Genomic DNA, 23,041 nt, shown 5'->3' with positions numbered 1-23,041 from the left:
TAGCGGCTGCCACCGACAGTTTAGGAAACCGCCGCAACAGGCCGTTGCCCAGTCAGGCCAGCTAGCCGCGCTTTCCGTCGAAGAATTCCTGGGCCTCGTCGCGGTTGTCCGGCTCGTCCGCGGCGGAATGAACCGGTGCGGGGTTGGCCGGGGCAGCTGCCTTGGCCGGCACCTCAGCGGCCTCTTCGACGACGTCGGCATCCTCGTCGTCGTCGAAATCCACAACGTCGTCGGCCGCACTGCCGTCATATACTGACCCGTCAGCGGCTGATCCGGCGGCCGAAGCAGTAACGGCAGCAACCGGCTCGGCGAACCCACGGAAGACCAGCCCGGCGATGGCTGCGCCCGCCAAGGGAGCAACCCAGAAGAGCCACAGCTGCTCAAGGGACCAGCTGGAGCTGAAGACGGCCGAGGCCGTGGCGCGGGCGGGGTTGAACGGCGCATTGCCCACGGACAGGCCCAGCTGCAGCAGGACCGCGCAGGCGAGGCCCACGGCTACCGCGGCTGCCGTCTTGTTGACGTTGTTGCGTGCGGTGGTGCCCAGGAAGACTGCAACCAGGATGGCGGCCCCGAGCACTTCCAGCAGGAGCACGCCGGCGAGGGGCGCCTGGATGATGGAATGTTCGCCGAATCCGGCGGTCACGGTGTCGAACGCCGTCCGGCTGTCCTGGATGCCCGGCAGTGTGCGCAGGATGCCGAAGAGTGCGAGGGCGCCCAGGAGCCCGCCCACCAGCTGCGCGCCGATGTAAGCAGCGGCGTCACCGAGCCGGATCCGGCCGGCAACGGCGTGGCCAACGGTCACCGCCGGGTTGAAGTGTCCGCCGGAAACGTAGCCGAAGGCCAGCATCGCCGCGGTCACTGCCAGGCCTGCTGCGAGCGCGGCGGGCAGCGGGCTGGACTGCGGGATGGAGAACAGCGGCACGCCCAGGCCTGCCACCACGATGAAAAGGCTGCCAAAGGCTTCGGCAGACAGCCTGGACACCAGCCCGTGCCGGATTTCGGCACCGCTGCCGGCAGTCAGCCCGGGGGCGGGGTCACGGTGGACGGGCACAGGCGTGGTCATGGTGGGGCAATCCTTTTCGTTGGGGTTTGGTGCCTTTGCATTCTGCCAAGGGATTCTGGGCGTTGGCTGAGTCCGAGCTTAGTGGACGGACGGCGTGGCGCCCCGGCGCGTTCCACCTCCGCCCCACGGTAAATTTACTGTCATGAGCATTGAACCGGGCGCCGTTGCCGCGCCCCCGCTGAAGTCCCGCATCCACGGCTGCCTCCTGGGCGGGGCCTTGGGCGACTCGCTGGGCTACGCGGTGGAGTTCGACTCCGTGGAAGCGATCCGCGGCCGCTTCGGCCCGGACGGCCTGACAGACTTCTCCGCGCTCGACGGCGGCAGTCACTTTTCGGACGACACGCAGATGACGCTGTACACCGTGGACGGGCTGGTGGAGGTGCTCGAATGGGCCAATGACGGCGTGGGTGCCGACGCGAACGCCTGCCTGTGGCTGGCCTATCTCCGCTGGCTGGCCACCCAGGGCGAGTCCTTACCGCCGCAGGCCCCGTCGCAGCCGCCTCGGTGGATCGACGGCCATGAGGTCCTGAGGCACCGCCGCGCTCCGGGAAACGCGTGTATCAGCGGGTTGGCCACCGGGGAGATGGGCACGGTCTACCGGCCGGTGAACCCGGACTCGAAGGGCCGCGGAACGGTGATGAGGTCGGCACCGTTCGGCCTGATTCCCTTCATAGCGTCCGACGCCGTCTATAAGTTGAGTGCCGACGCCGCCTCCCTGACGCACGGCCATCCGTCCGCACGGCAAAGTGCCGGCAGCTTCAGCCTGCTGATCCACCGCCTGGTGGCCGGTGACACCCTGGCGGACGCGGCGGCGGCGGTCCTGGCCGAAGTCCGTGGCCTGAAGGATGTGGCGGCGGAACTTCCCGAGCGGCTTGAAGCGGCCATCCGCTGTGCGGGAACAGGCGACCTGTCGCCGGAGGAACTGGTTCGGCAGCTCGGCGAGGGCTGGGTCGCGGAGGAGGCGTTCGCCGTCGGGCTTTACGCTGTCCTGGCCACAGCGCCGGATGCGGACTCCACACTGTCGCCGCAAGACCATTTCCGGGCGGCCATGGCGCTGGCCGTCAACCACAGCGGCGCCAGCGATTCCACGGGATCCATCGGCGGAAACATCCTGGGCGCCTACTACGGCGAAGAGTGCCTGCCCCCGGAATGGCTCGACGCACTCGAAGGGCCGGACGTCATCCGCGGCATGGCCGACCTTCTGGTGGGCGTTACGACCGCTTGAGCGCGACGTTGTTGCAGGCCTCGCAGATGCCCTCCGGGATCAGGCCCCGGCGCTGCAGCACTCCGAAGATGACGCAGCCCAGGCAGAATCCGGCGAAGGCCTCCAGGGAGGCAGCCGCGATGAGTATTGCCAGCGCAATCCACGCTGCCGGGGCGGCACCGGCAAGGAACAGGATCAGCGCCGTGGTGGAGACTACAGTCCCCATGCCCTGGGCAAAGCGCTTGGGCGGTCCGGGAACCAGGCGAACGCGGCCCAGACGGGGTGCCAGGACCTTGACGGAGAGCAGTGCCAGCGGCGAAATCCGTGGGCCGAAGAGCACCCGCAGCCAGAAGCCCGCGGCGATCAGCACGAGTCCCCAAACGGACCCGCTCAGCAGTGTGGCGCCCGCGAGGAGCACCACCAGGCCGGCGGTGATCCGGGCCGCGTATTCATTGACGGGGTTGGGAAAGGCGAACACGGCGGACCAGTTGATTCCGGTTGTTTGGCCGTCCGTTAGTTTGCTCATCCTGCAAGGCTAGGAGCCGGGCACGCCGCAGGGAAGATTTGTTGCGCCGGATGAACGCAGTGCGGCTCAGCCGTCCACCATCTGCAGGAACTCGCCTTCGGAGAGTACTTCGATGGGCTGGCCGCGGTCGTGGAGCTCCAGGACGCGCCGGGCCTTGCCGGTCAGCCTGCCGGACCGCAGGTCCGAGGCCACAAAGCCGTCACCCACCACCAGCACCGTGGTGCGGGCGGTTACCCGGCTTTCCGGCCGGGCACCCAGCTCGGCCGAACGCACCTTCGCTTCCGGCCGGGCCATGGAGAGCTCGCCGGTGAAGACAACGGTCTGGCCGTACAGCGGGTGGGACGGTTCGGCGTCGGCATTGGGGACGGGGTTGTCGCCCTCCTCCGGCCACCCGGACAGGAACGGGCGCACCAGCGCGGCGCTGTTTCCGCCAGCGGCGCCGGCAAGGGCGGTAAGGCTGGCTTTGGACAGGACATCGTGCGCCGGGTCAAACGCCTCCTGGTGCGGCAGGACCAGGCCCAGCGACAGGTAGAGCTCGGCAATGCTGTTGGCGTTGTTCCGGGCAGCGATGTCGATCAGGATGCCGGCGCAGGCACGGGCGTCTTCTGCGGCATCGTGATGGTTGACCAGCGGCACGCCGGCTTCCTCTGCGGCGAACGGCAGGGAATTGGAGACGAGGGAGTAGCACCGCCGGGCCAGCATCACCGTGCAGACGTAGTCGTAGGCAGGGCCGGGCAGGCCGGAGACCTCAAGCCCTGACCGGATCACTCCAAGGTCAAAGGCCGCGTTATGCGCCGCCAGGATGTCGTCCCCGATGAAGGCGCCAATCTCCGGGAACAGCTCACCGAAGCGGGGACGGCCGGCCACGTCCGTGGCCTTGATGCCGTGGACCCTGACGTTGCGGTACTCGAAGTGGTCGTGGTTGACCGGCGGCCGCATCAGCCACGACGCCTCATCCACCACGCGCCCGCCCCGCACCTTCGTCAGGCCAACCGCGCACGGTGAACCCCGGAAGCCATTGGCCGTCTCGAAGTCGATCGCCGTAAAGTCCAAACCCACGGCCCATACTTTACCGCCGTGCAGGGCCGTTCCCGTGTCACCGGGGCGGCCCTGTCGCGGATATCACGCGGACGACGCCGGGTAGCGAGGGTGCGTCAAGTACCCTGAGTAGGTGAACTTTCTTGCGATCAGCGACCTTGCCGTGCCCATGCTGGGTGGTGCAGGACCGGTCCAGCCGCAGCTGGCATCCTTCCTGCCCGACTGGCTGAACCCCCAGATTTTCTTGGCCGATCCAGCACTTGCGCCCTGGGTGGTGCTGCTGGTCTGCGGAATTGTCTTCGCCGAAACGGGCCTGCTGGTGGGATTCTTCCTTCCCGGCGATTCGATGCTGTTCACGGCGGGGCTGCTGGTGGCAACGGACACCATCCAGTTCAATGTCTGGCTCCTGGCGCTCCTGATCACCATTTCCGCCATCATCGGCAACCAGACCGGCTACCTGATCGGTTCCAAGGCCGGCCCCGCTATCTTCAATAAGCCGAACTCCCGCCTCTTCAAGCGCGAAAACGTGGAGAACGCCCATGCCTTCTTCGAAAAGCACGGCGGCAAGGCACTGATCCTCGCCCGCTTCGTGCCGATCATCCGGACCTTCGTGCCCGTGATCGTTGGCGTGGCCCAGATGAACAAAAAGAAGTTCTTCCTGTTCAACGTGATCGGCGCGGTCCTGTGGGGCAGCGGCGTCACGCTGTTGGGCTACCTGCTCGGTGACAGGGTCCCGTGGGTCCGGGAGAACCTGGACATCATCTTCATCGTCATCGTGCTGGTCTCCGTGATTCCCATCGGCATCGAAGTACTCCGCGGAATTTCCGCCAAGCGCCAGGCGGCTAAGTTCGGCACCGACGCCGTCGAAGAATTCATCGAGGAACACGAACCCGAAACCGAGCGGAAAACCCACCGGGACCACTGAGCCCCACACCACGCAGCCTGTCACTACTCCCCGGCCACTCCCCCCGGAGTTTTTGTCAAGATATCGGCATTTTGAACGGCATTTTGGCGCGATATCTGGACAAAACTCCGTGGCCCTCCGACGGTTCAGTCGGCGTGCCAGCCATCGATCATCACGGTGCCGCGCGGCGAGTTCAGTGTGACGCTGAGCGGCGCGGCGTGGGCAAGCCCCACGGGGGTCGCTCGCACTTCCGGCAGCTTCAACACGTCAAGCGCCTCCTGCGGCACCCCATGCAATACCAACTCCTGCAACGCCAAGAGCGTCGGCGGGAGCTGATCACAGGGATGTGCTCCCGTCCATTCGATCAAAGTCGGCAACGCGCCAGCGCATTCGGTGCGGCCATCGTCGCGTACTGTGATGCGCCACTTCAACAGGCCATGCGGTGTATCGCGCTGCGCTGCCAGCGGTACGCCGGGGTCAAGGGCGCAGTTGGCCAGGCTCTGCCGCAGCATTTCCATCATGCCCGTGCGCGCGACTGCGTGCACCAGTCGGGGAAGTTCGCGCACGGCCTCGCGCAGCGTTGGCTGGTCCAGCCCGAACCAGCGGGGCCGACCCTGCGCCGGCGCTTCAGGATCAATGGCGATGATCTCCAGATAGCACTGCGGGAAGCGCACCGTGCTGATGTCCACCACTCGATTGTGTGTGCCCATCAAGGCGTGCTTGCCGCCACCGGCGGGCTGAACGCCGAACGTGGCCTCGCACCAGGCCGCACCCTGTTCCAGCGAATCTGCGGCGATGACCAGGTGATCGATGCGAGCGTTCACAGCGACATTATATCGGCCCCGCCGCAAATGCTGCCCCCGCGGCCCTGCCGAAGGATGTCGGCGGAAATTACGAATGGCTCCCCGGGAGGTTACTACCGCGCCAGTGCCTCGACAATGGCCGGCACGAGCGCACGGAAGGCCTGCCCGCGGTGGCTGATGGCGTTCTTTTCCGCCGCTGACAATTCAGCGCAGCTGCGGTCCTCGCCGGCGGGCTGCAGCACGGGATCGTAGCCGAAGCCACCCTCACCGCGGGGTTCGCGCAGGAGGGTCCCCTCAAGCTGGCCGTACTCCACCACTTCGCGGCTCCCGGCACCGGGCCCCGGGACCGCCAAGGCCGCAGCGCAGACAAATGCGGCCCCCCGGTGCCCGTCCGGGACATCGGCGAGCTGGTCAAGCAGGAGCCTCAGGTTGGCGGCGTCGTCACCGTGCCGGCCGGACCAGCGCGCGGAAAAGATTCCCGGCGCCCCGCCGAGCACGTCCACGGCGAGCCCCGAATCGTCGGCAATGGCCACCAGGCCCGTGGCTTCGGCAACGGCCCGCGCCTTCAACAGCGCATTCTCGGCGAACGTGACACCGGTTTCGACGACGTCAGGCGCACCTACCGCCGCGGCGTCCACTACCTGGGTGTCGACGTCGAGCCCGGGGACCTGTCCGCGCAGCAGCTCGCGGAGCTCCTTGAGCTTGCCCTTGTTGTGCGTGGCCAGGACAAGGCGCGCTACAGGCGCGCCGCCATGTTCCGCGTTCATGGCGTTGCTGTTCACGGTGTTCAGGTTCACAGTGCGTCTGCGAGGGTTTCGCGCTGGATCGCCGCCAGGGCGGTGGTGCCCAGGAGGGCCAGGTCCAGCAGCTGGTTCAGCTCGTCCCGGTCGAAGGGCGCACCCTCTGCGGTGCCCTGGACTTCCACGAACTTCCCGGATCCGGTGACCACCACGTTCATGTCGGTTTCGGCGCGGACGTCCTCAACGTAGGGCAGGTCCAGCATGGGCACGCCGTCGATGATGCCCACCGAAACCGCTGCGATCGTGTCGATCAGGGGCTGGGCGTTCTTTGCGATCAGCTTGTTGTCGCGGGCGAAGCGGATGGCGTCCGCCAGTGCCACGTAGGCGCCGGTGATGGCCGCGGTGCGCGTTCCGCCGTCGGCCTGGAGGACGTCGCAGTCCAGGACGATCGTGTTTTCGCCCAGGGCCTTGGTGTCAATGATGGAACGCAGCGAGCGTCCGATCAGCCGGGAAATCTCGTGGGTCCGCCCGCCGATTTTCCCCTTGACCGATTCGCGGTCGGAACGGGTATTGGTGGCCCGGGGAAGCATGGCGTACTCCGCCGTGACCCAGCCGCGGCCTTCGCCCTTGAGCCAGCGCGGCACGCCCGCCGTCAGGGACGCCGTGCACAGGACCCTGGTGTTGCCGAACTCAATGAGGGCCGATCCCTCGGCCTGCTTGGACCATCCGCGGGTGATGCTGATGGGGCGGAGCTGGTCGGGGGCGCGGCCATCGGCGCGCACTACGGGCACTGCAGTTGCTTCAGAAGTCATGCCTTTAGCTTATCGACTCACGACGAGCCGTCCCGCCGCAGAGCGTGCAGCGGGCCAGCCATTGCACTGGACCAGAGGGGCAGCGGGTCAGACGGTGTAGTGCACACCGGCCACGGCAACGGCCACGTCGCCGCCGAACACGGGGCGCGCTTCGGCCATAACGGTGGTGGGCGATGTCCAGACGGGGATGTGCGTGAGCAACAGCCGGCGTGCGCCCGCGCTCTCCGCGGCCTCGCCGGCACGCTTTCCGGTCAGGTGGACATCCTTGATGTCGTCGTCGCGGCCTTCCTCAAAGGCGGCCTCGCACAGGAACAGGTCAGCGTCCTTTGCCGCTTCCTCCAGTCCTGCGCAGGAATCGGTGTCCCCGGAATACGTCAGGATCCGGCTGACAGCGTTGCCTTGCTTGTCCGGTTCGGTCACTTCCACCCGCAGGGCGTAGGCCTCCTCCACGGGGTGGTTCACCGCGAACGGCGTCACCGTGAACGGCCCCACCGTGACGGATTCCCGTTCGGTCCAGTTCGTGAAGTCGAATTCCTCGTGCATCCCCGGATCGAGTTCCAGGCCGTAGGCGGTGGCCATCCGGTCCGCCGTCGCGGCGGGGCCCCACACCGGAATCCTGCCGCGTCCCCAGCCGCCGGGCTTCCAGCGGACGGCCACGTGCAGGCCGCACAAGTCCATGCAGTGGTCCGGGTGCAGGTGGGTGAGGAAGATCGCGTCGATGTCCTCAAGGTCCGTGTATCGCTGGATGGCGCCAAGGGCTCCGCTGCCAAGGTCCATCACGATCTTCCACGTCCGCTCGCCGTCGTTGGCGGTCAGGAGGTAGCAGGACGCCGGGGAGCTCGGGCCGGGAAACGAGCCGGTGCAGCCGACGATGGTGAGCTTCACAGGGCAGGTCCTCCGGCCCGATGGGCGCCCACAAAGTTCGAAATCCGAGGTCCCGACGACGACTGCCGGGCGCTGGCGGTCTGCGCAGCCGCGATCATCTCGGGCGTGATCCGCGCCAGGCTGCCGGTGGGGTACTGGGCCGCCACATGGTCCACGTGCCGTACGGACAGGACCTCCGGCCCCAGGAAACGGCGGGCCAGCGTTTCGAACTGGCCGGCGTCACCGGTGGCGATGAAGTGGTGTTCCGGCGGTGTTACAGCAGTGCGCTGAAGGTCGTGGGTTGCGAGGGCCCGGTACACGTCCTTCGCCGTCTCCTCCGCGCTGGACACGAGCGTCACGGCGTCGCCCATGACAAACGAAATGACGCCGGTCAGCAGCGGATAGTGCGTGCAGCCCAGCACCACGGTGTCCACACCTGCCGCCTTCAGCGGCGCCAGGTACTCTTCGGCAATAGCCAGCAAGGCGGGTCCGGTGGTGATCCCGGCCTCCACGTAGCTCACGAACTCTGGGCAGGCCACGGACGTGATCGCCAGGTCCGGCGCGGCGGCGAACGTGTCTTCGTAAGCCCGTGAACCAACGGTGGCGGAGGTTCCGATGACGCCGATACGCCCGCTGCGGGTGGCAGCGACAGCCCGCCGGACGGCCGGCTGGATCACCTCGATGACGGGGATGCCGTATTTCGCCGTGTACCGCTCGCGGGCGTCCCTCAGGACAGCGGCCGACGCCGAGTTGCAGGCAATGGTCAGCAGCTTGACGCCGGAGTCCACCAGTTCGTCCATCACGCCCAGGGCGTTGGCGCGGACTTCGGCAATGGGCAAGGGCCCGTAGGGCCCGTTGGCGGTATCCCCCACATAGAGGATGGACTCGTTGGGGAGCTGGTCGATGATGGACCGCGCCACGGTCAGTCCGCCGACACCGGAATCAAAGATGCCGATGGGGCGGGACCCCACCTGGGCGGTGGTGCTGCTGGCTGCGGAGTCCGATGCGGCTGCGCCTGACGGATCCATGCTCGAGGCTGTAGTCATGATTATTCGAGGATAGGTCTTCCCCGGGGCCGCAGCCATCACATTGTGGCGCCCGACTCATGTCAAATTTGTCACATTGGCGGTCGAATCCCGGAACAGGACAGCAGTTCAGGCCCGTGAGTCCAGGGACTGGAGCATCGCCTGGACCAGTGATTCCTGCAGCCACGTGGTGAAGTTGTACACCAGGGCAAGGTAACTTTCCACGTCCTCGGCCTGGGACCAGTCCTGCATCAGGTGCACGTGTTCGGCGTCCTCTTCATCCCGGATATCCAGGCGTTCCGCCAGCACCAGGCGCACATCGTTCAGGGCCATGGACCAGAACCTTGCCCCTTCGGCGGTGAGGACCACTTCGTCCCTGTCCAGGTCCAGCGCGGCGGCGCGCAGCGCGCCGATCTTGGTTTCCCGCAGCGAGCGCTCGGTGAGCTGGCGGAACTCCAGGGACGCGCCGTCGTCGTTCTTCATCACGTTGGGCAGCAACCGCTTAACGGCACGGTCCGTCGGTTCCTGGACGTCCATATCCAGTCCGATCAGGGCGGCCAGCGGATCCTGGCTGGTGTGTTCGGACGGCTGGAGCATGGAGATGACGTCATCGATCAGGCTGCGGAGCAGTTCCCGTTCGGCGGGTTCCAGGAACCCGGTGATGCCCTTGAGTCCGTATTTGAATGCCTTAGCCACGTTTCCCCTTGCCCTGCCCGGACCCGCCGGATTTTCCTGAGTTTTTGGAGTTTCCACCATTCCCACCGGAGGCCTTCTCCACGGTGGCCCAGAGGCCGAAGCCGTGCATGGCCACGGCATGCCGCTCAACCTGTTCCTTGCTGCCGTGGGCAACAATGGACCGGCCCTTTTTGTGGACTTCCATCATCAGCTTGTTGGCTTTGGACTCGGAGTAGCCGAAGTAGCTTTGGAAGACATAGCTGACGTAACTCATCAGGTTGACGGGATCGTTCCAAATCACCAGGTTCCAAGGGATGTCCGGGGCGGTCAGGGAGTCGGTGGACGCCTCTGTCCCGGTCCGGGTGCCCTCCTGTGTATCAGGGCCGAGCGCAACGCTTAAGGTCATCTGTCCATTCTATGGGGAGTATGGGCCCACGCCGGCGAGGGCCCCGCGGCGAAGCGAAGCGAGACGGGGGAGCCGGTGGGGACTAGAGTGAATTTTGTGAGTATCTCCGCCAGCTGGGACCATCCCCGCACGTCCTTTTACACAGACCACTACGAGCTGACCATGCTGCAGGCGTCCCTGCACTCGGGCGCCGCACACCGCCGGTCGGTCTTCGAGGCTTTTGCCCGGCGCCTGCCGGACGGCCGGCGGTACGGGATTGTGGCGGGAACGGGCCGCCTGCTGGAAGGCATCGCCGACTTCCGGTTCGGCGAAGCGGAGCTGGACTTCCTGGGGCGGACCGGCGTGGTCAACCAGGACACCCTGGACTACCTGGCGAACTACCGCTTTTCCGGTGACATCTGGGGCTACCCGGAAGGCGAGGCGTACTTCCCCAACTCCCCCATCCTGATTGTCGAATCAACGTTTGCCGAAGCCTGCATGCTGGAAACCTACCTGCTCTCGGTCCTGAACCATGACAGTGCCATCGCCTCCGCCGCCTCCCGCATGATCACCGCGGCCGGCAACCGGCCCTGCATTGAAATGGGATCCCGACGCACGCACGAGGAATCGGCAGTCGCGGCAGCCCGCGCCGCCGTCATTGCCGGGTTCGACAGCACCTCCAATCTCGAGGCCGGCTTCCGGTACGGCATCAAAACGGTAGGGACCGCCGCGCACTCCTTCACGCTCCTCCACGACACCGAGCGGGAAGCCTTTGAGGCGCAGATCGCCTCCCTCGGACCCGGCACCTCGCTGCTGGTGGACACGTACGACGTCGAGGCAGCCGTGCGTGCCGCCGTCGAGTTGGCAGGGCCCAAGCTGGGAGGCGTCCGGCTGGACTCCGGCGACCTCGTGGCCCAGGCCCAATGGGTCCGGCGCCTCCTGGACGAGCTCGGCAACGTGAACACCAAGATCGTGGTCACCTCGGACCTGGACGAGTTCGCCATCGCCGCGCTGCAGTCCGCCCCGGTGGATTCCTACGGTGTGGGCACCTCGCTGGTCACCGGTTCCGGTGCACCCACAGCGAGCATGGTCTACAAGCTCGTCAGCCGCACCGACGACTCCGGAAATTTCGTCTCCGTGGCGAAAACCGCCAAGAACAAAACCAGCATGGGCGGCCGGAAGTACGCGCTGCGCAAGCTCAACGAGCGGGGGGTGGCCACCCAGGAAATTGTGGGCATCGGCCACCGCCCCGAAGACGACGGCAACGACCGGCCGCTGCTTCAGCAGTTTATGAAGAACGGCGAGCTGCTGCCGGGCTGGACCGGACACGAGGGTGTGGTCCGCGCCCGCCAACGGCACGCGGACACCATGGCCGAACTGCCCGGTGTCGTCAACCGACTGCAGCGCGGCGAGCCTGCCATCCCCACCATCTACGAGGAGAACTGATGTCCCGCGCCCTGATCATCGTTGACGTCCAGAACGACTTCTGCGAGGGCGGCTCCCTGGCCGTGGCCGGGGGTGCCGGTGTTGCCGGAGCCATCAGCGAGTACGTGGACGCCCATCACAATGAGTTCGACCACATAGTTGCCACCCAGGACTGGCACATCGATCCCGGCGCGCATTTTTCCGACACGCCCGATCACAAGGACAGCTGGCCGCGGCACTGCGTGGCCGGCACTCGCGGCGCCGAACTCCATCCGGACCTGGACAGCGAATACATCCAGGCCTACTTCCAGAAGGGCCAGTTCGCCGCGGCGTACTCCGGCTTTGAGGGCCTGCTGGCTCCTGAGGATGCCGTCCCCACAGGGGAACGGCAGCCGGGCGCCATGCCCGCTGACGCAGATGCCTACGCACCGGCGGACAACGCCATCGGACTGGACGACTGGCTGCAAAGCCACGATGTGGAGGACGTTGTAGTGGTGGGGATCGCCACCGACTTCTGCGTGATGGCCACCTCGCTGGACGCGGTCCAGGCCGGCTACTCCGTCACGGTCATCCGCTCACTCACCGCCGGCATTGCCGAGGACCTGGAGGATGCCGTCGCCGAAATGGAGCTGGGCGGCGTCGAAGTCGCGTAAGTACTACTTCCGGCCGATGAACCAGTCCTGGAGCTTCCGCAGCCTGGACTGAAGCTGTTCCTCGTTCGCCTGGGCCACTGGAGGGCCGCCGCAGACGGTCCGCAGCTTCGTGTGCACCACACCGTGCGGGGTCCCGGTCCGCGCCGACCAGGCCGCCACGTTCTTGGCCAGTTCGTTGCGCAGGTCCATCAGCATCCGGTGGTCCGGTATGGCCGGCGCCGCGGCGGCCGGCTCGGCTGCCGGTGCGCGCCGGTTCTTGCGGTTGAGCTGTTCGTGCTGGCGCTGCCGCAGCAGCGTCCCCACCTGCTCGGCATCCAGCAGCCCGGGGATGCCCAGGAAGTCCAGTTCGTCCTCCGAGCCCACTTCTCCCCCGGTGCCGAACTCGCCGCCGTCGAACAATACGCGGTCGAAGGACGCCTGTGAGTCGAGGGCCTCGAACTTGCCCTTGGTAAGGCTGTCGGACGCCTTGTCCTCCCGGTTGGCCTCTTCCATCAGCGAGTCCTCGGGATTGAACAGGCCGTCGCTGTCCTCTTTCTCGGGGCGGTCCAGCGCGTGGTCGCGTTCGGCCTCCATCGAGTTGGCCAGGGCCATCAGCGTCGGCACGGACGGCAGGAACACCGAGGCGGTCTCGCCCCGCTTGCGGGCACGCACGAAGCGGCCCACCGCCTGGGCGAAGAACAGCGGCGTGGAGGTGGACGTCGCATACACGCCGACGGACAGCCGGGGCACGTCAACGCCTTCGGACACCATCCGGACGGCAACCATCCACCGTTTCTCGCTCACGGTGAATTCCTCGATCTTGCTGGAGGCCTTGGCGTCGTCGGAAAGGATCACGGTGGGCGATTCGCCGGTGATCCTTTTCAGCTGCCCGGCATAGGCCCTGGCATCCTCGTGGTCCGTGGCGATGACCAGCCCGCCGGCGTCCGGAACCGTGCGGCGCACTTCGCTGAGGCGTTTGTCCGCCCCCGCCAGGACAGCGGGAATCCATTCCCCGGCCGGGTTCAGCGCCGTCCGCCACGCCTGCGACGTGATGTCCTTCGTGACCGCGGACTCGCCCAGTGAGGCCGCCATTTCCTCGCCGGCACTGGTGCGCCACCGCATCTGGCCCGAGTAGGCCATGAACATGACCGGGCGCACCACATGGTCACGCAGGGCATTGCCGTAGCCGTAGGTGTAGTCCGCTTTCGAGCGCCGGATGCCGTCCTTGTCCTGCGCGTATTCAACAAAAGGGATGGGCGAGGTGTCGGAGCGGAACGGCGTACCGGTCAGGGAGAGGCGCCGTGCCGCAGGGTCAAACGCTTCGCGGAGGCCGTCGCCCCAGGACAGGGCTTCGCCGCCGTGGTGGATCTCGTCAAGGATCACCAGCGTGCGGGCGGCCTCGGTCTTGGCGCGGTGCAGCATGGGTTTGCTGGCCACCTGCGCGTATGTGACAGCGACGCCAACGAAACCGCGGCCGTGCTGGCCGTCGGAGTTCTTGAAGTTGGGGTCGATGGCGATGCCCACCTTGGCAGCGGCGTCGGCCCACTGCCGTTTCAGGTGGTCCGTGGGCGCCACGATGGTGACGCGGTTGACCGCCCCTGATTCGATGAGCATGGAGGCCACGCGCAGCGCGAAGGTGGTCTTGCCGGCGCCGGGAGTTGCTACGGCCAGGAAGTCGCGGGGATCGGTCCTGAAGTAGAGGTCAAGGGCTTGCTGCTGCCAGGCACGGAGTTTTTGGGCGGTTCCCCAGGCTGCGCGTTCCGGATAAGCCGGTGGCAGGGTGGGGCCGCCAAAGAGCGTCTCCGTCACTACTTGTTGTTGCCCGAGTCCCCTCCGGGACCCTTGCCGCCGTCGTTCCCCGGGCGGAGGCCGTCATAAACCTCTTTGCACATGGGGCACACCGGGAACTTCTGCGGATCCCGGCCCGGCGTCCACACTTTGCCGCAGAGGGCAATGACAGGATCACCCGTCAGCGCGGATTCCATGATTTTTTCCTTGCGCACGTAGTGCGAGAAGCGTTCCCGGTCACCGGGCTCCACTTCCTGGCGCAGCTCTTCGCGCTCGATGGTTGCCGTGGACGTTCCAGCCCCGGAAAGCTCGCGCATCGGGTCGTTTTCGAGAGGGTCCGTCATGCTAGTCATGGCATCCATCTTAGCGTCCCGGGACGGAGGACGTTCGACGGCGGGAGGACCGTTTTGCACTCACTGCACCCGCCGCCGTCGGCTGTTCCGCGCAACGCCGCTAGGCACCCGCCCGTGGTGTGTGGCCGGAATTACAGCTCCTGCCAGTCAGGTTTGTGATCGTACGTGTGCCGGTAGAAGTCGGCGAGCTTCAGCGACGATGCCGCGGCCTGATCCACCAGGATGGTGGCGTGCGGGTGGAACTGGAGGACCGAGGCCGGGCAGATGGCGGCGACGGGTCCTTCCACGAAGTCGCGGACGGACGGTGCCTTCTGTGCCCCGGTAGCGATGAGGACAACGTGCCGGGCCTCGAGAATGGTGCCCAGCCCCTGGGTCACCACATGGTGCGGCACCTCTGCCAGGCTGCCAAAGAACCTGGCGTTGTCCCGGCGGGTCTGCTCGATCAGCGTTTTGATGCGGGTCCGGGATGCGAGCGAGGAACCGGGCTCGTTGAAGCCGATGTGGCCATCCGTACCCACGCCCAGGAGCTGCAGGTCCACGCCGCCCGCTGCCCGCATGGCCTCCTCGTAGGCGGAACAGGCCGCGGGCAGGTCCGCGGCCGCACCGTCAGGCGTATGGACGTTGCCTTCGGCGATGTTGACCCGACTGGTGAATTCCCGCCGGATGACTTCCCGGTAGGACTCCGGATGCCCGTGGTCCAACCCCACGTATTCGTCCAGGGCAAAGGCATGGGCATTGCTGAAGTCCAGCCCGTCACGCTGGTGCCGCGCCGCCAGCTCGTCGTAGACCGGCAGCGGCGATGACCCGGTGGCGAGGCCCAGTACGGCGGTGGGCTTTCGCCGGAGAAGGGCCTCGATGGCATCGGCGACGAGCTGTCCGATCTGTTTGCTGCCCTGGAGGATGACAATTTCCATGTCCGGTCGCCTTTCTTGTGCTTTACCGAATCAGCGGTTGACGGTCAGTTGGGCCAGCAGTTCGGGTCCGCGGGCATCAAGCCACTTTCCACCCAGCCGAATGCCCGCCCCAAACAGCGCCAGTCCCAGCATCAGGCCGACGGCCAGGTTGGCCAACCCGAACATGGCATTCCCCGTGACCAGCTGCGCGATGAGCAGGCCCACCTCGGGCAGGACCAGCAGGCTCAGGACGCCCATGCCGGCAAACTGCACCACCAGGGTCTGCCCTACATTGCCCGGGGGCTTCTTGAACGGGCTGTCCCCGGGCAACGGGACGGCCACCGTGTAGCGTGCCGACACCACGGACGACAAGCCAAGCCCGGTGAACAGGATGCCCAGGCTCAAGCCCAACTGGCCGGGCAGTTCCGACCAGCTGCCGGTAAAGAAGTACTGGCCCACTGCAAAGATCAGCACCACGGGCAGGGCAAAAGCCAGGCAGGCCAACGCCCTGCCCAGCCGGTCGTCCACACCGCGGACGCCCGTGGCCACATGCAGCGCGAATGCCGTGTTGTCATAGGAGACGTCCGCTGAGATGGACCAGGCCAGCAGGAACGCAGCCAGGGGAGCCGCGAACGCCAGGGTGCCGTAATCCCCCGACTGGGTGCCTTGGAACAGCAGGAGGATGGGCAGCAGCGGAATAACCACCAGGGAACCGGAATAGCGGGGATCGCGCAGCCAGTAGGTCAGCGCCCGCGCTGTTACTGCACCGGCCGGTGTGGCCGGCAGCAGGTCGAACAGCCCCAGTTTGCCACCCTTGCGGCTCCCGCTGCCGGCGTAGGGCGGGTTGACCAGGGCCCGTTCAAGGAGCAGTTTCCAGCACCAGGACAGGACTGCGAGGGTTGCAGCGGCGATCACGAGTTTCAGTGCGGCCGCTCCCGGGCGGCCAGCCGCAACATCACCACCGAGGGACCACGCGGCACCAAGTGGCGTCCAGGACAAGGTGGCAGCCAGCTCCGGCAGGAAACCCGTCGAGGCGGTGATGCCCCTGCCCACGCCAGCGACGATCGGGCCCATCAGGACCAGCGGGACCATAAATGCGATGGCGCTGACATCCTTGAACCGGCGCGACGACGCCAGGCTGGCGGTGGCCGTGGTGACCACTTTGGACAGGACAATACATGTCAGAACGCCGACGGCGGCGCCCACCAGTGCGGCAACCGCGGGAAGGGGGCCACGGGCCCAGGTCCACACGGTGGCGAGCGCTGCGAGCGCCGTGGCCAGGCCGGGGATGCCGATCAGCCCGCCGAGGGCCAGCCCCGTGAGCAGTTGGCGGATGGGGATGGCGGAGGTGGTGAAGCGGGCAGGGTCCAGGGTCAGGTCCGCGGCGGACGCGACCACCGGAATGAGGCCCCAGCCCAGGAGGGCCGCTGAACCACCAAGCACCACAACCGTCCGGGCCAGTTCGGGGTCTACAGTGCGCAGCAGGATCAGTGCCACGACCACTAGTCCCACCAGCCCCAAGGCATAGAGACCGCCGAACGCCAGGCCGACGAGCTGCCAGGGGCTGCGGCGAAGGCCGTTCCGCAGCAGGGTCAGTTTGAGCCTTAGGAGGTGCGCAACCATTCCAGGCCTTCCGTGTGGTTGCGTCCGCCGACCAGCTGGACAAACCTTTCTTCCAGCGTTGCCCCGGCGCGGACTTCGTCCACGGTCCCGGCAGCGAGGAGCCTGCCGTCCGCCACCACGGCGACGTGGTCGCACATGCGCTGGACCAGGTCCATGACGTGGCTCGAGACGATCACCGTCCCGCCGGAGGCTACATAACTGTCCAGGATGGACCGGATGTTGGCCGCCGAGACGGGATCCACGGACTCGAAGGGTTCATCGAGCACCAGCAGCCGCGGGGCGTGGATCAGGGCCGAGGCGAGGGCGATCTTTTTTGTCATGCCAGCCGAATAGTCCACCACGAGGGTCCCGGCGTCCTCGTTGAGGTCCAGGGCGGACAACAGCTCCCCCACGCGGGAGGCCACCACGTCTTTGTCCATGCCACGCAGCAGCCCGGCGTAGGTGACCAACTGTTCGCCGGTGAGCCGGTCAAAGAGGCGGACACCGTCAGGGAGGATGCCCATCAGCTTCTTGGCCTCCAGCGGCCGGGCCCAGACGTCCACCCCGTGGACAACGGCTGTCCCGAAGTCGGGCCGCAGCAGGCCGGTGGCCATGGACAACGTGGTGGTCTTGCCGGCGCCGTTGGGCCCCACGATGCCAAAGAATGAGCCTGCCGGGACGTCGAGGCTGATGCCGTCCACGGCGATTTTTCCGCCGAAACGCTTGGCGAGGCCGCGGATGGACAAGGCAGGAACGGGCCCGGCGTGCACCACCGGATCAGTGTGGGGATCAGGATGCGCAGCAGTCATGATGCCAGCCTAGACCCAGGGCCCTGCCGAAGGGGTCCTCCCGCAGGAGTAGGCCAAGGCGTAGGGAAGCCTAGAACGAATGCCGCGGAATGGCCCGTTCGTACTGCGGTGCCCAGGGGAGGTCGTGCCCCAGTTCATACGCCGCCCGGAGCCACCAGTGCGGATCCCGGAGCGCGGCCCGGGCAATAAACACGCCGTCGGCCTGTCCGGTGGCCACGGCATGCTCGGCCTGGCCTGCGGAAGTCAGCAGGCCCACGGTGCCGGTGGGGACCCCGGCTTCCCGGCGGATGCGTGCGGAGAACTCCGTCTGGTAGCCCGGACCCGGCCTGATGTCCTGATGGGCCACGGCTCCTCCGCTGGAGACGTCGATAAGGTCCACCCCGTGCTCCGCCGCCAGGGCGGCCAGCCGGACCGAAGCCTGGACATCGACGCCGCCCGGCGCCCAGTCGGTGGCTGAAATCCGCAGCAGCAGGGGCATGGATTCGGGGATGACGTTGCGGACGGCATCGACCACGGCGAGCATCAGCCGGTTCCGGCCGGCCTCGTCCCCTCCCCAGGAATCGGTCCGGGTATTGATCAGCGGGCTTTGGAACTGGTGCAGGAGGTAGCCGTGCGCGCCATGGATCTCCATGGTGTCGAAGCCGGCGTCAACCGCACGCACTGCGGCCGCCGCGAAATCGGCAATAACGTCCTGGATCTGTGCCTCGGTCATTGCAGCGGGTTCGGCGTAGCCGTCGAAGGCAAGCCCTGATGGACCCACGGTGGGCCAGCCGCCGTCGGATTCCGGGACGCTCCCCCACTGCCCGGCGAAGGGCCAGTAGGTGGAGGCTTTCCGGCCGGCATGGGCAAGCTGGGCACCGATCTTCGCTTCCGCCGCACCATGCCGGTGTACAAAGGACGTGATCCGATGCCAGGCCTCGGCCTGTTCGTCGTTGTACAGGCCGGCGTCACGGGGGCTGATCCTGCCGGCCGGATTCACGGCGGCCGCCTCGGTGAGGATAAATGCGGCGCCGCCTGCGGCGAAGGAGCCCAGATGCATCAGGTGCCAGTCGTTCGGAACCCCCGGGGCGCCGTCGGGACCGCAGCTGTACTGGCACATGGGCGAGACCCAGCCGCGGTGCGTGAGCTCCAGGGAACGGAGCTTGAGCGGCTGGAACAGGGCGGGCACTAGAACAGGACCCGGGCGAGTCCTTGGCGTGCCTTGGCAACCCGGGGGTCGGACGTGCCCACTACATCAAAGAGCTCCAAGAGCCGTACCCGGGCGGTCTCCCGTTCCGGGCCGAAGTTCCGGCCGATGAAGCTGACTACGCGGTTCAGCGCGTCCTCCACGTGGCCGCCGGACACGTCCAGGTCCGCCACGCCCAGCTGGGCGGCCAGATTGTCAGGTTCGTTGGCGGCGAGGGTACGCAAGGCTTCCGAGTCCTCGGCGGAGAGCGGCTGGAGCCGGGCCATCAGCTCCACCTGGGCCAGGCCGGCCTTGGCGTCGGCGTCGGCGGGCATTTCCAGCAGGGCCTGCCGGTAGGCCACGGCGGCGGCCTCATAGTCGCCCGCCTCAATGGCATCGAACGCGGCCTGGTGCAGCGGCGGAAGAGGTGCTGGTTCAGTCTCCATGGGCGCACTGCCCCCGCCGAGGCTGCCCGTAACCCCATTGGCCGCCGCGACTTTCAGCAGTTCATCCAGGAGGGGGCGGATCTGGGATTCCTCGGCACCGCCTTGGAAGAGCGGTACGGGCTGGCCCTTGAGGACGGCGACGGCCGTGGGGACGGCCTGGACCTGGAAGGCCTGTGCCAGCTGCGGGAAGGCTTCGATGTCCGCCGCCCCCAAGACCAGGCGGCCGCCGTAGCTGTTGATGACCCGCTCCAGCGAGTCGAGCATCGCGGCGGATTCCGGCGAGTACGCGGCCCATAGCGCGAAGACCACCGGAACCTGGGCGGAAAGCTCCACGAGTTCCTGGAAATTGCCTTCGGTGACAGTGACCCGCAGCGGTGCCGCGCCGTCGTCGGGCGTTACCGCACCCGCTTCTGCGCTGGCACCCGCATCCCCGGAAACAGGCGGATTGCCGGGAGCCGCAGGAGGCGCCTGGCCCTGTTTCAGGGATGAAAGGTCGACGGCGCCACGCAGGTTAAGCAGGCTGGCAGCGGCTGGAGGGACTGGGCGGGAAGCTGGCGAACTCATGCTTTCCACTCTAGCCACTCCGGCCGCTGCCGGGGGTACTGCATCAGGGACTGGACCCTGCGGGCCTATTTGAAGCTTGCGCCTACCAGCCCGCGCGTTGCGGCCACCAGCTTGATGGGATCCGTAGAACCTGCCGGCGGAACGTAGACCGCCATTGATTCAGCAAAGTTCAGGACCATGCCGGTGGTGGTTTCCTTGCCGCCGGCGAGCGCCGCGGCGTCGTCGCCGATGGTGAGCTTGTCACCGGAGGCTTTGGGCGTGCCATCAAAGCCGAAGTTGATCCGGCCCAGCACCAGCGCCCCGCCGTCGGCCGTCCGGAACACCACAGTGCTTTCCGGTACTACCTTGTGGGTGAAGGAGAAGTTGCCGTTTTCGCCGGACTTGACTACCTCGGCCTGGTAGGAGAGCGTGTCGGCGATGTACGGCGAGGATGCGCCCTCCACCAGCTTGTCCTTGAAGCTCGACTCTGAATTCGTCAGGCGGTCGGCCAGCCCGGCCAGGGCTTCTTCGCCGCTGTACAGCAGGCCGGATTTGTCGTTGGCGGCCAGCGTGTCGGTGCCGTTCCGGCCGATGGCGGGGAACGTAGTTCCCGGCTGCAGCGGGGTGGTCTCGGTCAGCTTGTAGTTCTCCCGCGGGGAGGGCTGGACCAGGGTGAGCAGCTGCGGGACGACGTTGCCGTCACCCTGCGTAACGGCGAGGACTGAACGCGGCCAGCTGCGGTCGCTGGTGACCACCGTGGTGAGGAGCTTGGTGGAACGGACGGGCATCCGGGCTTCATAAGTTCCCACCTGGGAACGGATCTTGTAGTTCTGCGTACGGACCTCAAGCTCCGTCCCGGCTACGCGCTCTGCGAGCTTGGCTGCGTCCTTTGCGGCATCACCGGCGTCGGCGGTGCTGGAGACCTGCTCCAGGATCCTGCGGAACTGGGCGTCCAGGAGGACCGGGGATGCTGCCTGGCCTGCGGCGGCGGAACCGGATTCCGTGGGAGCAGGCGCGGGTGTGGTGGCCGCGTTGGCGACGGCACCCGTGCCGGCTACCACGAGGGCCGTCACTGCGGCGGTGACCATGCCGCCGGACACCATGCCGAGCCGTGAGGCGGACCTTGCCTCGGCCTTGGCCCGGGCGCGCCGGGCGAACAGGCTTCCCGTGCCGTTGCCTTCGCCGTCCCGCTTGCGTGCGGACAGGACCACCAGGGCAATGCCGGCGAGGATCAGCAGGCCGCCAATCACCATGAGCGGGATGGCCCACGGGGTGGAGGTGTCATTCGGGAACGTCATGGAGATCGACGACGGTGCGGGCTTGGTGCCATCGGACGCCAGCAGCAGTGACCATTCGCCGTCAGCGGGCGGCGTCCACGAGTACTCCAGCTCACCGCTCGCGTTCTCAGTGGAAACCCAGAGGTCGGATCCCGACGGATTTGGCGCCGTCGCGTCGCCGTCGGTGTGCTCAACCTGCAGCGACTTCTTGTCCTCGGAAACACCGGTGATGGTGTTGTAGGCCGTCGGGCCCACCCAGGCGTCCACGTCATCAGGCCGGCCGGCCGCGAGCATGAAATTGCCCTCGCCTTCGATCTTGATTTTAACCGTTCCGCCCTGCGCCGTGCGCAGGTTCTGGTCGATGACGGTCAAGGGTGCATCGGCGGCATCTGCCGGGGCGGAAGCCGTAAAGGTCTCGGAGGGAGCCCAGATGGTTTTCTGGCCTATGCCGGCCAGAAGTGTCAGGAGGCCGAGCAGCACGAGTGCAACTGCAGTCTTGAAGCGCAAAGGAAACACCTATCATTCGCGGGGGTTTACTTTCAATAGTAACCGTTTTGTTACCAGAACCCCCGTTTGGGCGCCAGCGGAGTCCGGAATCGGCGGCGCCCGGGCGGCCCGGCGGACGCCCTCGCTCCTGTTGGCAAGGCTGCTGATAGTGTTTGCGATGATCATCACACCGGCCCGCAAATGCGGCGCCACGCACGGAACAGGCCCCAGAATCCAGTGACTGACAAGACGGAAGAGTCCTCCACGGGACACGAAAATCAACCGGCCGCTGGCGCTTTGGAATCCTCGCCGGACATGCCTGCGACGGCGAAGCGACGGGGCTCCGCAGCTGCTGCCCTGGGCCAGCTTGTACGGCGCCTGCGCCAGCCGCTGCCGGGCGCCCAGCCCAGGCTCCGGTTTGAGATCCCGCCGGAATACAACCACACGGAAGAATCTGCCGCCATCGAAGACGGGGGGACTGGCGGGAGAGCGGCGCAGTTTGGCCGTCCGGGTCCCCGGATGTCGATGCAACATCCCCTTTACATGGGCTTCATGGGCACTGTTGGAGTGGGCCTGGCCCTGCTGGTCTACTGGATCGGCTCCAACACCACGCAGCTGCTGCTGTGGATTGTGGCTGCCCTGTTCATAGCCCTTGGCCTGGAACCCGTGGTCGGCTGGCTGGAGAACCGCCGGATTCCCCGCCCGGTCGGCATTCTTCTGGCCGTCCTGGTCCTGGTGGTGGCTGTGGGAGGGTTCTTCGCTACCCTCATCCCCACCATCGTGGAACAGGTCACCCAAATTGTGGTGCAGGCACCCACCTGGGTACGGGACTTCATCGACTCTGAGTTCTTCCGCAACGTGGATGACCAGTTTGGTGTGCGCGACCGCATCAACGAGGAACTCGACAAGTTCGTCAACAACCCCGAGGCGATGGGCGGGATCTTCGGTGGCGTGGTTGGCTTCGGTTCCACCCTGGCCAACGGTCTCTTCGGCACGTTGATCGTCCTGGTCCTGAGCCTCTACTTCCTGGCAGCCCTCCCGGCCATGAAGAAGTGGGGCTACCGGCTGGCGCCGCGGTCTCGCCGGGCCCGAGTTGAGGCCCTCTCCGAGGAGATCACCCGATCCGTCGGCAACTACGTGATCGGGCAGGCCTGCGTGGCATTGCTCAATGCCACGTTCGCGTTCATCGTGATGTCCATTGTGGGTGTCCCGTTCGCCCTCTTGCTGGCCTTCATGGTGGCACTGCTGGCATTCATCCCCTTGGTGGGCGGCATGATCGCCGGCATCGTGGTCCTGCTGGTATCGCTGACGGAGGGCTGGCAGACCGCCGCCGTCTACGGCATCTGCTACTTCGCCTACCTCCAGTTCGAGGCCTACTTCATCTCGCCGCGCATCATGCAGAAAGCCGTGGCCGTCCCGGGCGCCGTGGCCGTGATCTCGGTCATTGCCGGCGGCAGCCTGCTCGGAGTCCTGGGCGCGCTGATAGCTATCCCGACGGCGGCGGCCATCCTACTGCTGATCAAGGAGATCTACATCGTCCGCCAGGACAAGCACTAGCGGACAGGCACTAGCGGGCAGCCACT

General features: G+C 66.7%; 23 protein-coding genes. 5 read left to right on the top strand and 18 right to left on the bottom strand.

The window, feature by feature from the left end:
* Positions 1-61 precede the first annotated feature (61 nt).
* Entirely contained in the window at positions 62-1,063 is a 1,002-nt protein-coding gene (locus ACVWY0_RS01270; RefSeq protein WP_485835104.1) for an aquaporin, read from the bottom strand.
* A 142-nt stretch (positions 1,064-1,205) separates the two neighbouring features.
* Between ACVWY0_RS01270 and ACVWY0_RS01265 the strand changes: the two genes are divergently transcribed.
* A complete protein-coding gene (locus ACVWY0_RS01265; protein WP_485835103.1) occupies positions 1,206-2,288 on the top strand; it encodes an ADP-ribosylglycohydrolase family protein in 1,083 nt (360 codons plus the stop codon).
* Here the strand turns inward: ACVWY0_RS01265 and ACVWY0_RS01260 are convergent.
* Both ACVWY0_RS01260 and ACVWY0_RS01255 read right to left on the bottom strand, forming a co-directional pair.
* A complete protein-coding gene (locus ACVWY0_RS01260) occupies positions 2,275-2,793 on the bottom strand; it encodes a DUF4395 domain-containing protein (RefSeq protein WP_485835102.1) in 519 nt (172 codons plus the stop codon). The two genes, ACVWY0_RS01265 and ACVWY0_RS01260, sit on opposite strands and share 14 nt — an antisense overlap.
* A 66-nt stretch (positions 2,794-2,859) precedes the next feature.
* The gene (locus tag ACVWY0_RS01255; protein ID WP_485835101.1) at positions 2,860-3,852 is read right to left on the bottom strand and encodes a 3'-5' exonuclease; all 993 of its coding nucleotides are present in this window, start codon (positions 3,850-3,852) and stop codon (positions 2,860-2,862) included.
* A 127-nt stretch (positions 3,853-3,979) separates the two neighbouring features.
* Here ACVWY0_RS01255 and ACVWY0_RS01250 point away from each other — a divergent pair, with 127 nt between their 5' ends.
* Entirely contained in the window at positions 3,980-4,756 is a 777-nt protein-coding gene (locus ACVWY0_RS01250; protein WP_485835196.1) for a DedA family protein, read from the top strand.
* Between the two features lie 125 nt (positions 4,757-4,881).
* On the opposite strand, the gene ACVWY0_RS01245 is transcribed toward ACVWY0_RS01250, so the two are convergent.
* The 7 genes from ACVWY0_RS01245 to clpS all read right to left on the bottom strand — a co-directional run bounded on the left by ACVWY0_RS01245 (position 4,882) and on the right by clpS (position 10,060).
* The gene (locus ACVWY0_RS01245; protein WP_485835100.1) at positions 4,882-5,559 is read right to left on the bottom strand and encodes a VOC family protein; all 678 of its coding nucleotides are present in this window, start codon (positions 5,557-5,559) and stop codon (positions 4,882-4,884) included.
* A gap of 92 nt (positions 5,560-5,651) precedes the next feature.
* Complete coding sequence (rdgB, locus tag ACVWY0_RS01240) at positions 5,652-6,305, bottom strand: RdgB/HAM1 family non-canonical purine NTP pyrophosphatase (protein WP_485835195.1); 654 nt, start codon at positions 6,303-6,305, stop codon at positions 5,652-5,654.
* A gap of 26 nt (positions 6,306-6,331) precedes the next feature.
* Positions 6,332-7,090: a ribonuclease PH gene (gene rph / locus ACVWY0_RS01235; protein WP_058932038.1), complete on the bottom strand. Its 759-nt coding sequence runs from the start codon at positions 7,088-7,090 to the stop codon at positions 6,332-6,334.
* Between the two features lie 87 nt (positions 7,091-7,177).
* Positions 7,178-7,975, bottom strand: a complete 798-nt coding sequence (locus tag ACVWY0_RS01230; RefSeq protein WP_485835099.1) for an MBL fold metallo-hydrolase — start codon at positions 7,973-7,975, stop codon at positions 7,178-7,180.
* Positions 7,972-9,039: a glutamate racemase gene (gene murI / locus ACVWY0_RS01225; RefSeq protein ID WP_248760027.1), complete on the bottom strand. Its 1,068-nt coding sequence runs from the start codon at positions 9,037-9,039 to the stop codon at positions 7,972-7,974. Before murI ends, ACVWY0_RS01230 begins: the two co-directional genes overlap by 4 nt.
* Before the next feature lie 69 nt (positions 9,040-9,108).
* The gene (locus ACVWY0_RS01220; protein WP_485835098.1) at positions 9,109-9,675 is read right to left on the bottom strand and encodes a DUF2017 domain-containing protein; all 567 of its coding nucleotides are present in this window, start codon (positions 9,673-9,675) and stop codon (positions 9,109-9,111) included.
* A complete protein-coding gene (clpS, locus tag ACVWY0_RS01215) occupies positions 9,668-10,060 on the bottom strand; it encodes an ATP-dependent Clp protease adapter ClpS (protein ID WP_485835097.1) in 393 nt (130 codons plus the stop codon). The genes ACVWY0_RS01220 and clpS overlap by 8 nt, the downstream gene beginning before the upstream one ends.
* Positions 10,061-10,156: 96 nt before the next feature.
* On the opposite strand from clpS, the gene ACVWY0_RS01210 reads away from it, so the two are divergent.
* Both ACVWY0_RS01210 and ACVWY0_RS01205 read left to right on the top strand, forming a co-directional pair.
* Positions 10,157-11,485, top strand: a complete 1,329-nt coding sequence (locus ACVWY0_RS01210) for a nicotinate phosphoribosyltransferase (protein WP_485835096.1) — start codon at positions 10,157-10,159, stop codon at positions 11,483-11,485.
* Positions 11,485-12,117 (top strand): isochorismatase family protein, encoded by a 633-nt coding sequence (locus ACVWY0_RS01205; RefSeq protein ID WP_248760022.1) that lies wholly within the window; start codon positions 11,485-11,487, stop codon positions 12,115-12,117. The genes ACVWY0_RS01210 and ACVWY0_RS01205 overlap by 1 nt, the downstream gene beginning before the upstream one ends.
* 3 nt (positions 12,118-12,120) lie before the next feature.
* On the opposite strand, the gene ACVWY0_RS01200 is transcribed toward ACVWY0_RS01205, so the two are convergent.
* From ACVWY0_RS01200 to ACVWY0_RS01165, 8 genes are all read right to left on the bottom strand, one after another.
* A complete protein-coding gene (locus tag ACVWY0_RS01200) occupies positions 12,121-13,905 on the bottom strand; it encodes a DEAD/DEAH box helicase (RefSeq protein WP_058932030.1) in 1,785 nt (594 codons plus the stop codon).
* On the bottom strand, positions 13,905-14,246 hold the full coding sequence (locus ACVWY0_RS01195; protein ID WP_056349372.1) for a DUF3039 domain-containing protein: 342 nt from the start codon (positions 14,244-14,246) through the stop codon (positions 13,905-13,907). The genes ACVWY0_RS01200 and ACVWY0_RS01195 overlap by 1 nt, the downstream gene beginning before the upstream one ends.
* Before the next feature lie 122 nt (positions 14,247-14,368).
* Entirely contained in the window at positions 14,369-15,151 is a 783-nt protein-coding gene (gene nagB / locus ACVWY0_RS01190) for a glucosamine-6-phosphate deaminase (protein WP_485835095.1), read from the bottom strand.
* A 30-nt stretch (positions 15,152-15,181) separates the two neighbouring features.
* Complete coding sequence (locus ACVWY0_RS01185) at positions 15,182-16,753, bottom strand: transporter (protein ID WP_485835094.1); 1,572 nt, start codon at positions 16,751-16,753, stop codon at positions 15,182-15,184.
* Positions 16,735-17,541: an ABC transporter ATP-binding protein gene (locus ACVWY0_RS01180; protein ID WP_485835093.1), complete on the bottom strand. Its 807-nt coding sequence runs from the start codon at positions 17,539-17,541 to the stop codon at positions 16,735-16,737. The genes ACVWY0_RS01185 and ACVWY0_RS01180 overlap by 19 nt, the downstream gene beginning before the upstream one ends.
* A gap of 70 nt (positions 17,542-17,611) precedes the next feature.
* The gene (locus ACVWY0_RS01175; RefSeq protein WP_485835092.1) at positions 17,612-18,709 is read right to left on the bottom strand and encodes an NADH:flavin oxidoreductase/NADH oxidase; all 1,098 of its coding nucleotides are present in this window, start codon (positions 18,707-18,709) and stop codon (positions 17,612-17,614) included.
* Positions 18,709-19,716: a tetratricopeptide repeat protein gene (locus ACVWY0_RS01170; RefSeq protein WP_485835091.1), complete on the bottom strand. Its 1,008-nt coding sequence runs from the start codon at positions 19,714-19,716 to the stop codon at positions 18,709-18,711. The genes ACVWY0_RS01175 and ACVWY0_RS01170 overlap by 1 nt, the downstream gene beginning before the upstream one ends.
* 65 nt (positions 19,717-19,781) lie before the next feature.
* Complete coding sequence (locus ACVWY0_RS01165; protein ID WP_485835090.1) at positions 19,782-21,479, bottom strand: DUF8094 domain-containing protein; 1,698 nt, start codon at positions 21,477-21,479, stop codon at positions 19,782-19,784.
* 216 nt (positions 21,480-21,695) lie between these two features.
* On the opposite strand from ACVWY0_RS01165, the gene ACVWY0_RS01160 reads away from it, so the two are divergent.
* A complete protein-coding gene (locus ACVWY0_RS01160; RefSeq protein ID WP_485835089.1) occupies positions 21,696-23,015 on the top strand; it encodes an AI-2E family transporter in 1,320 nt (439 codons plus the stop codon).
* The last annotated feature ends 26 nt before the right edge of the window (positions 23,016-23,041 follow it).

This window comes from Arthrobacter sp. UYNi723 (assembly GCF_054057635.1).
The sequence above is the reverse complement of the archived record's forward strand: the minus strand, read 5'-3'. Positions and strand labels throughout refer to the sequence as shown.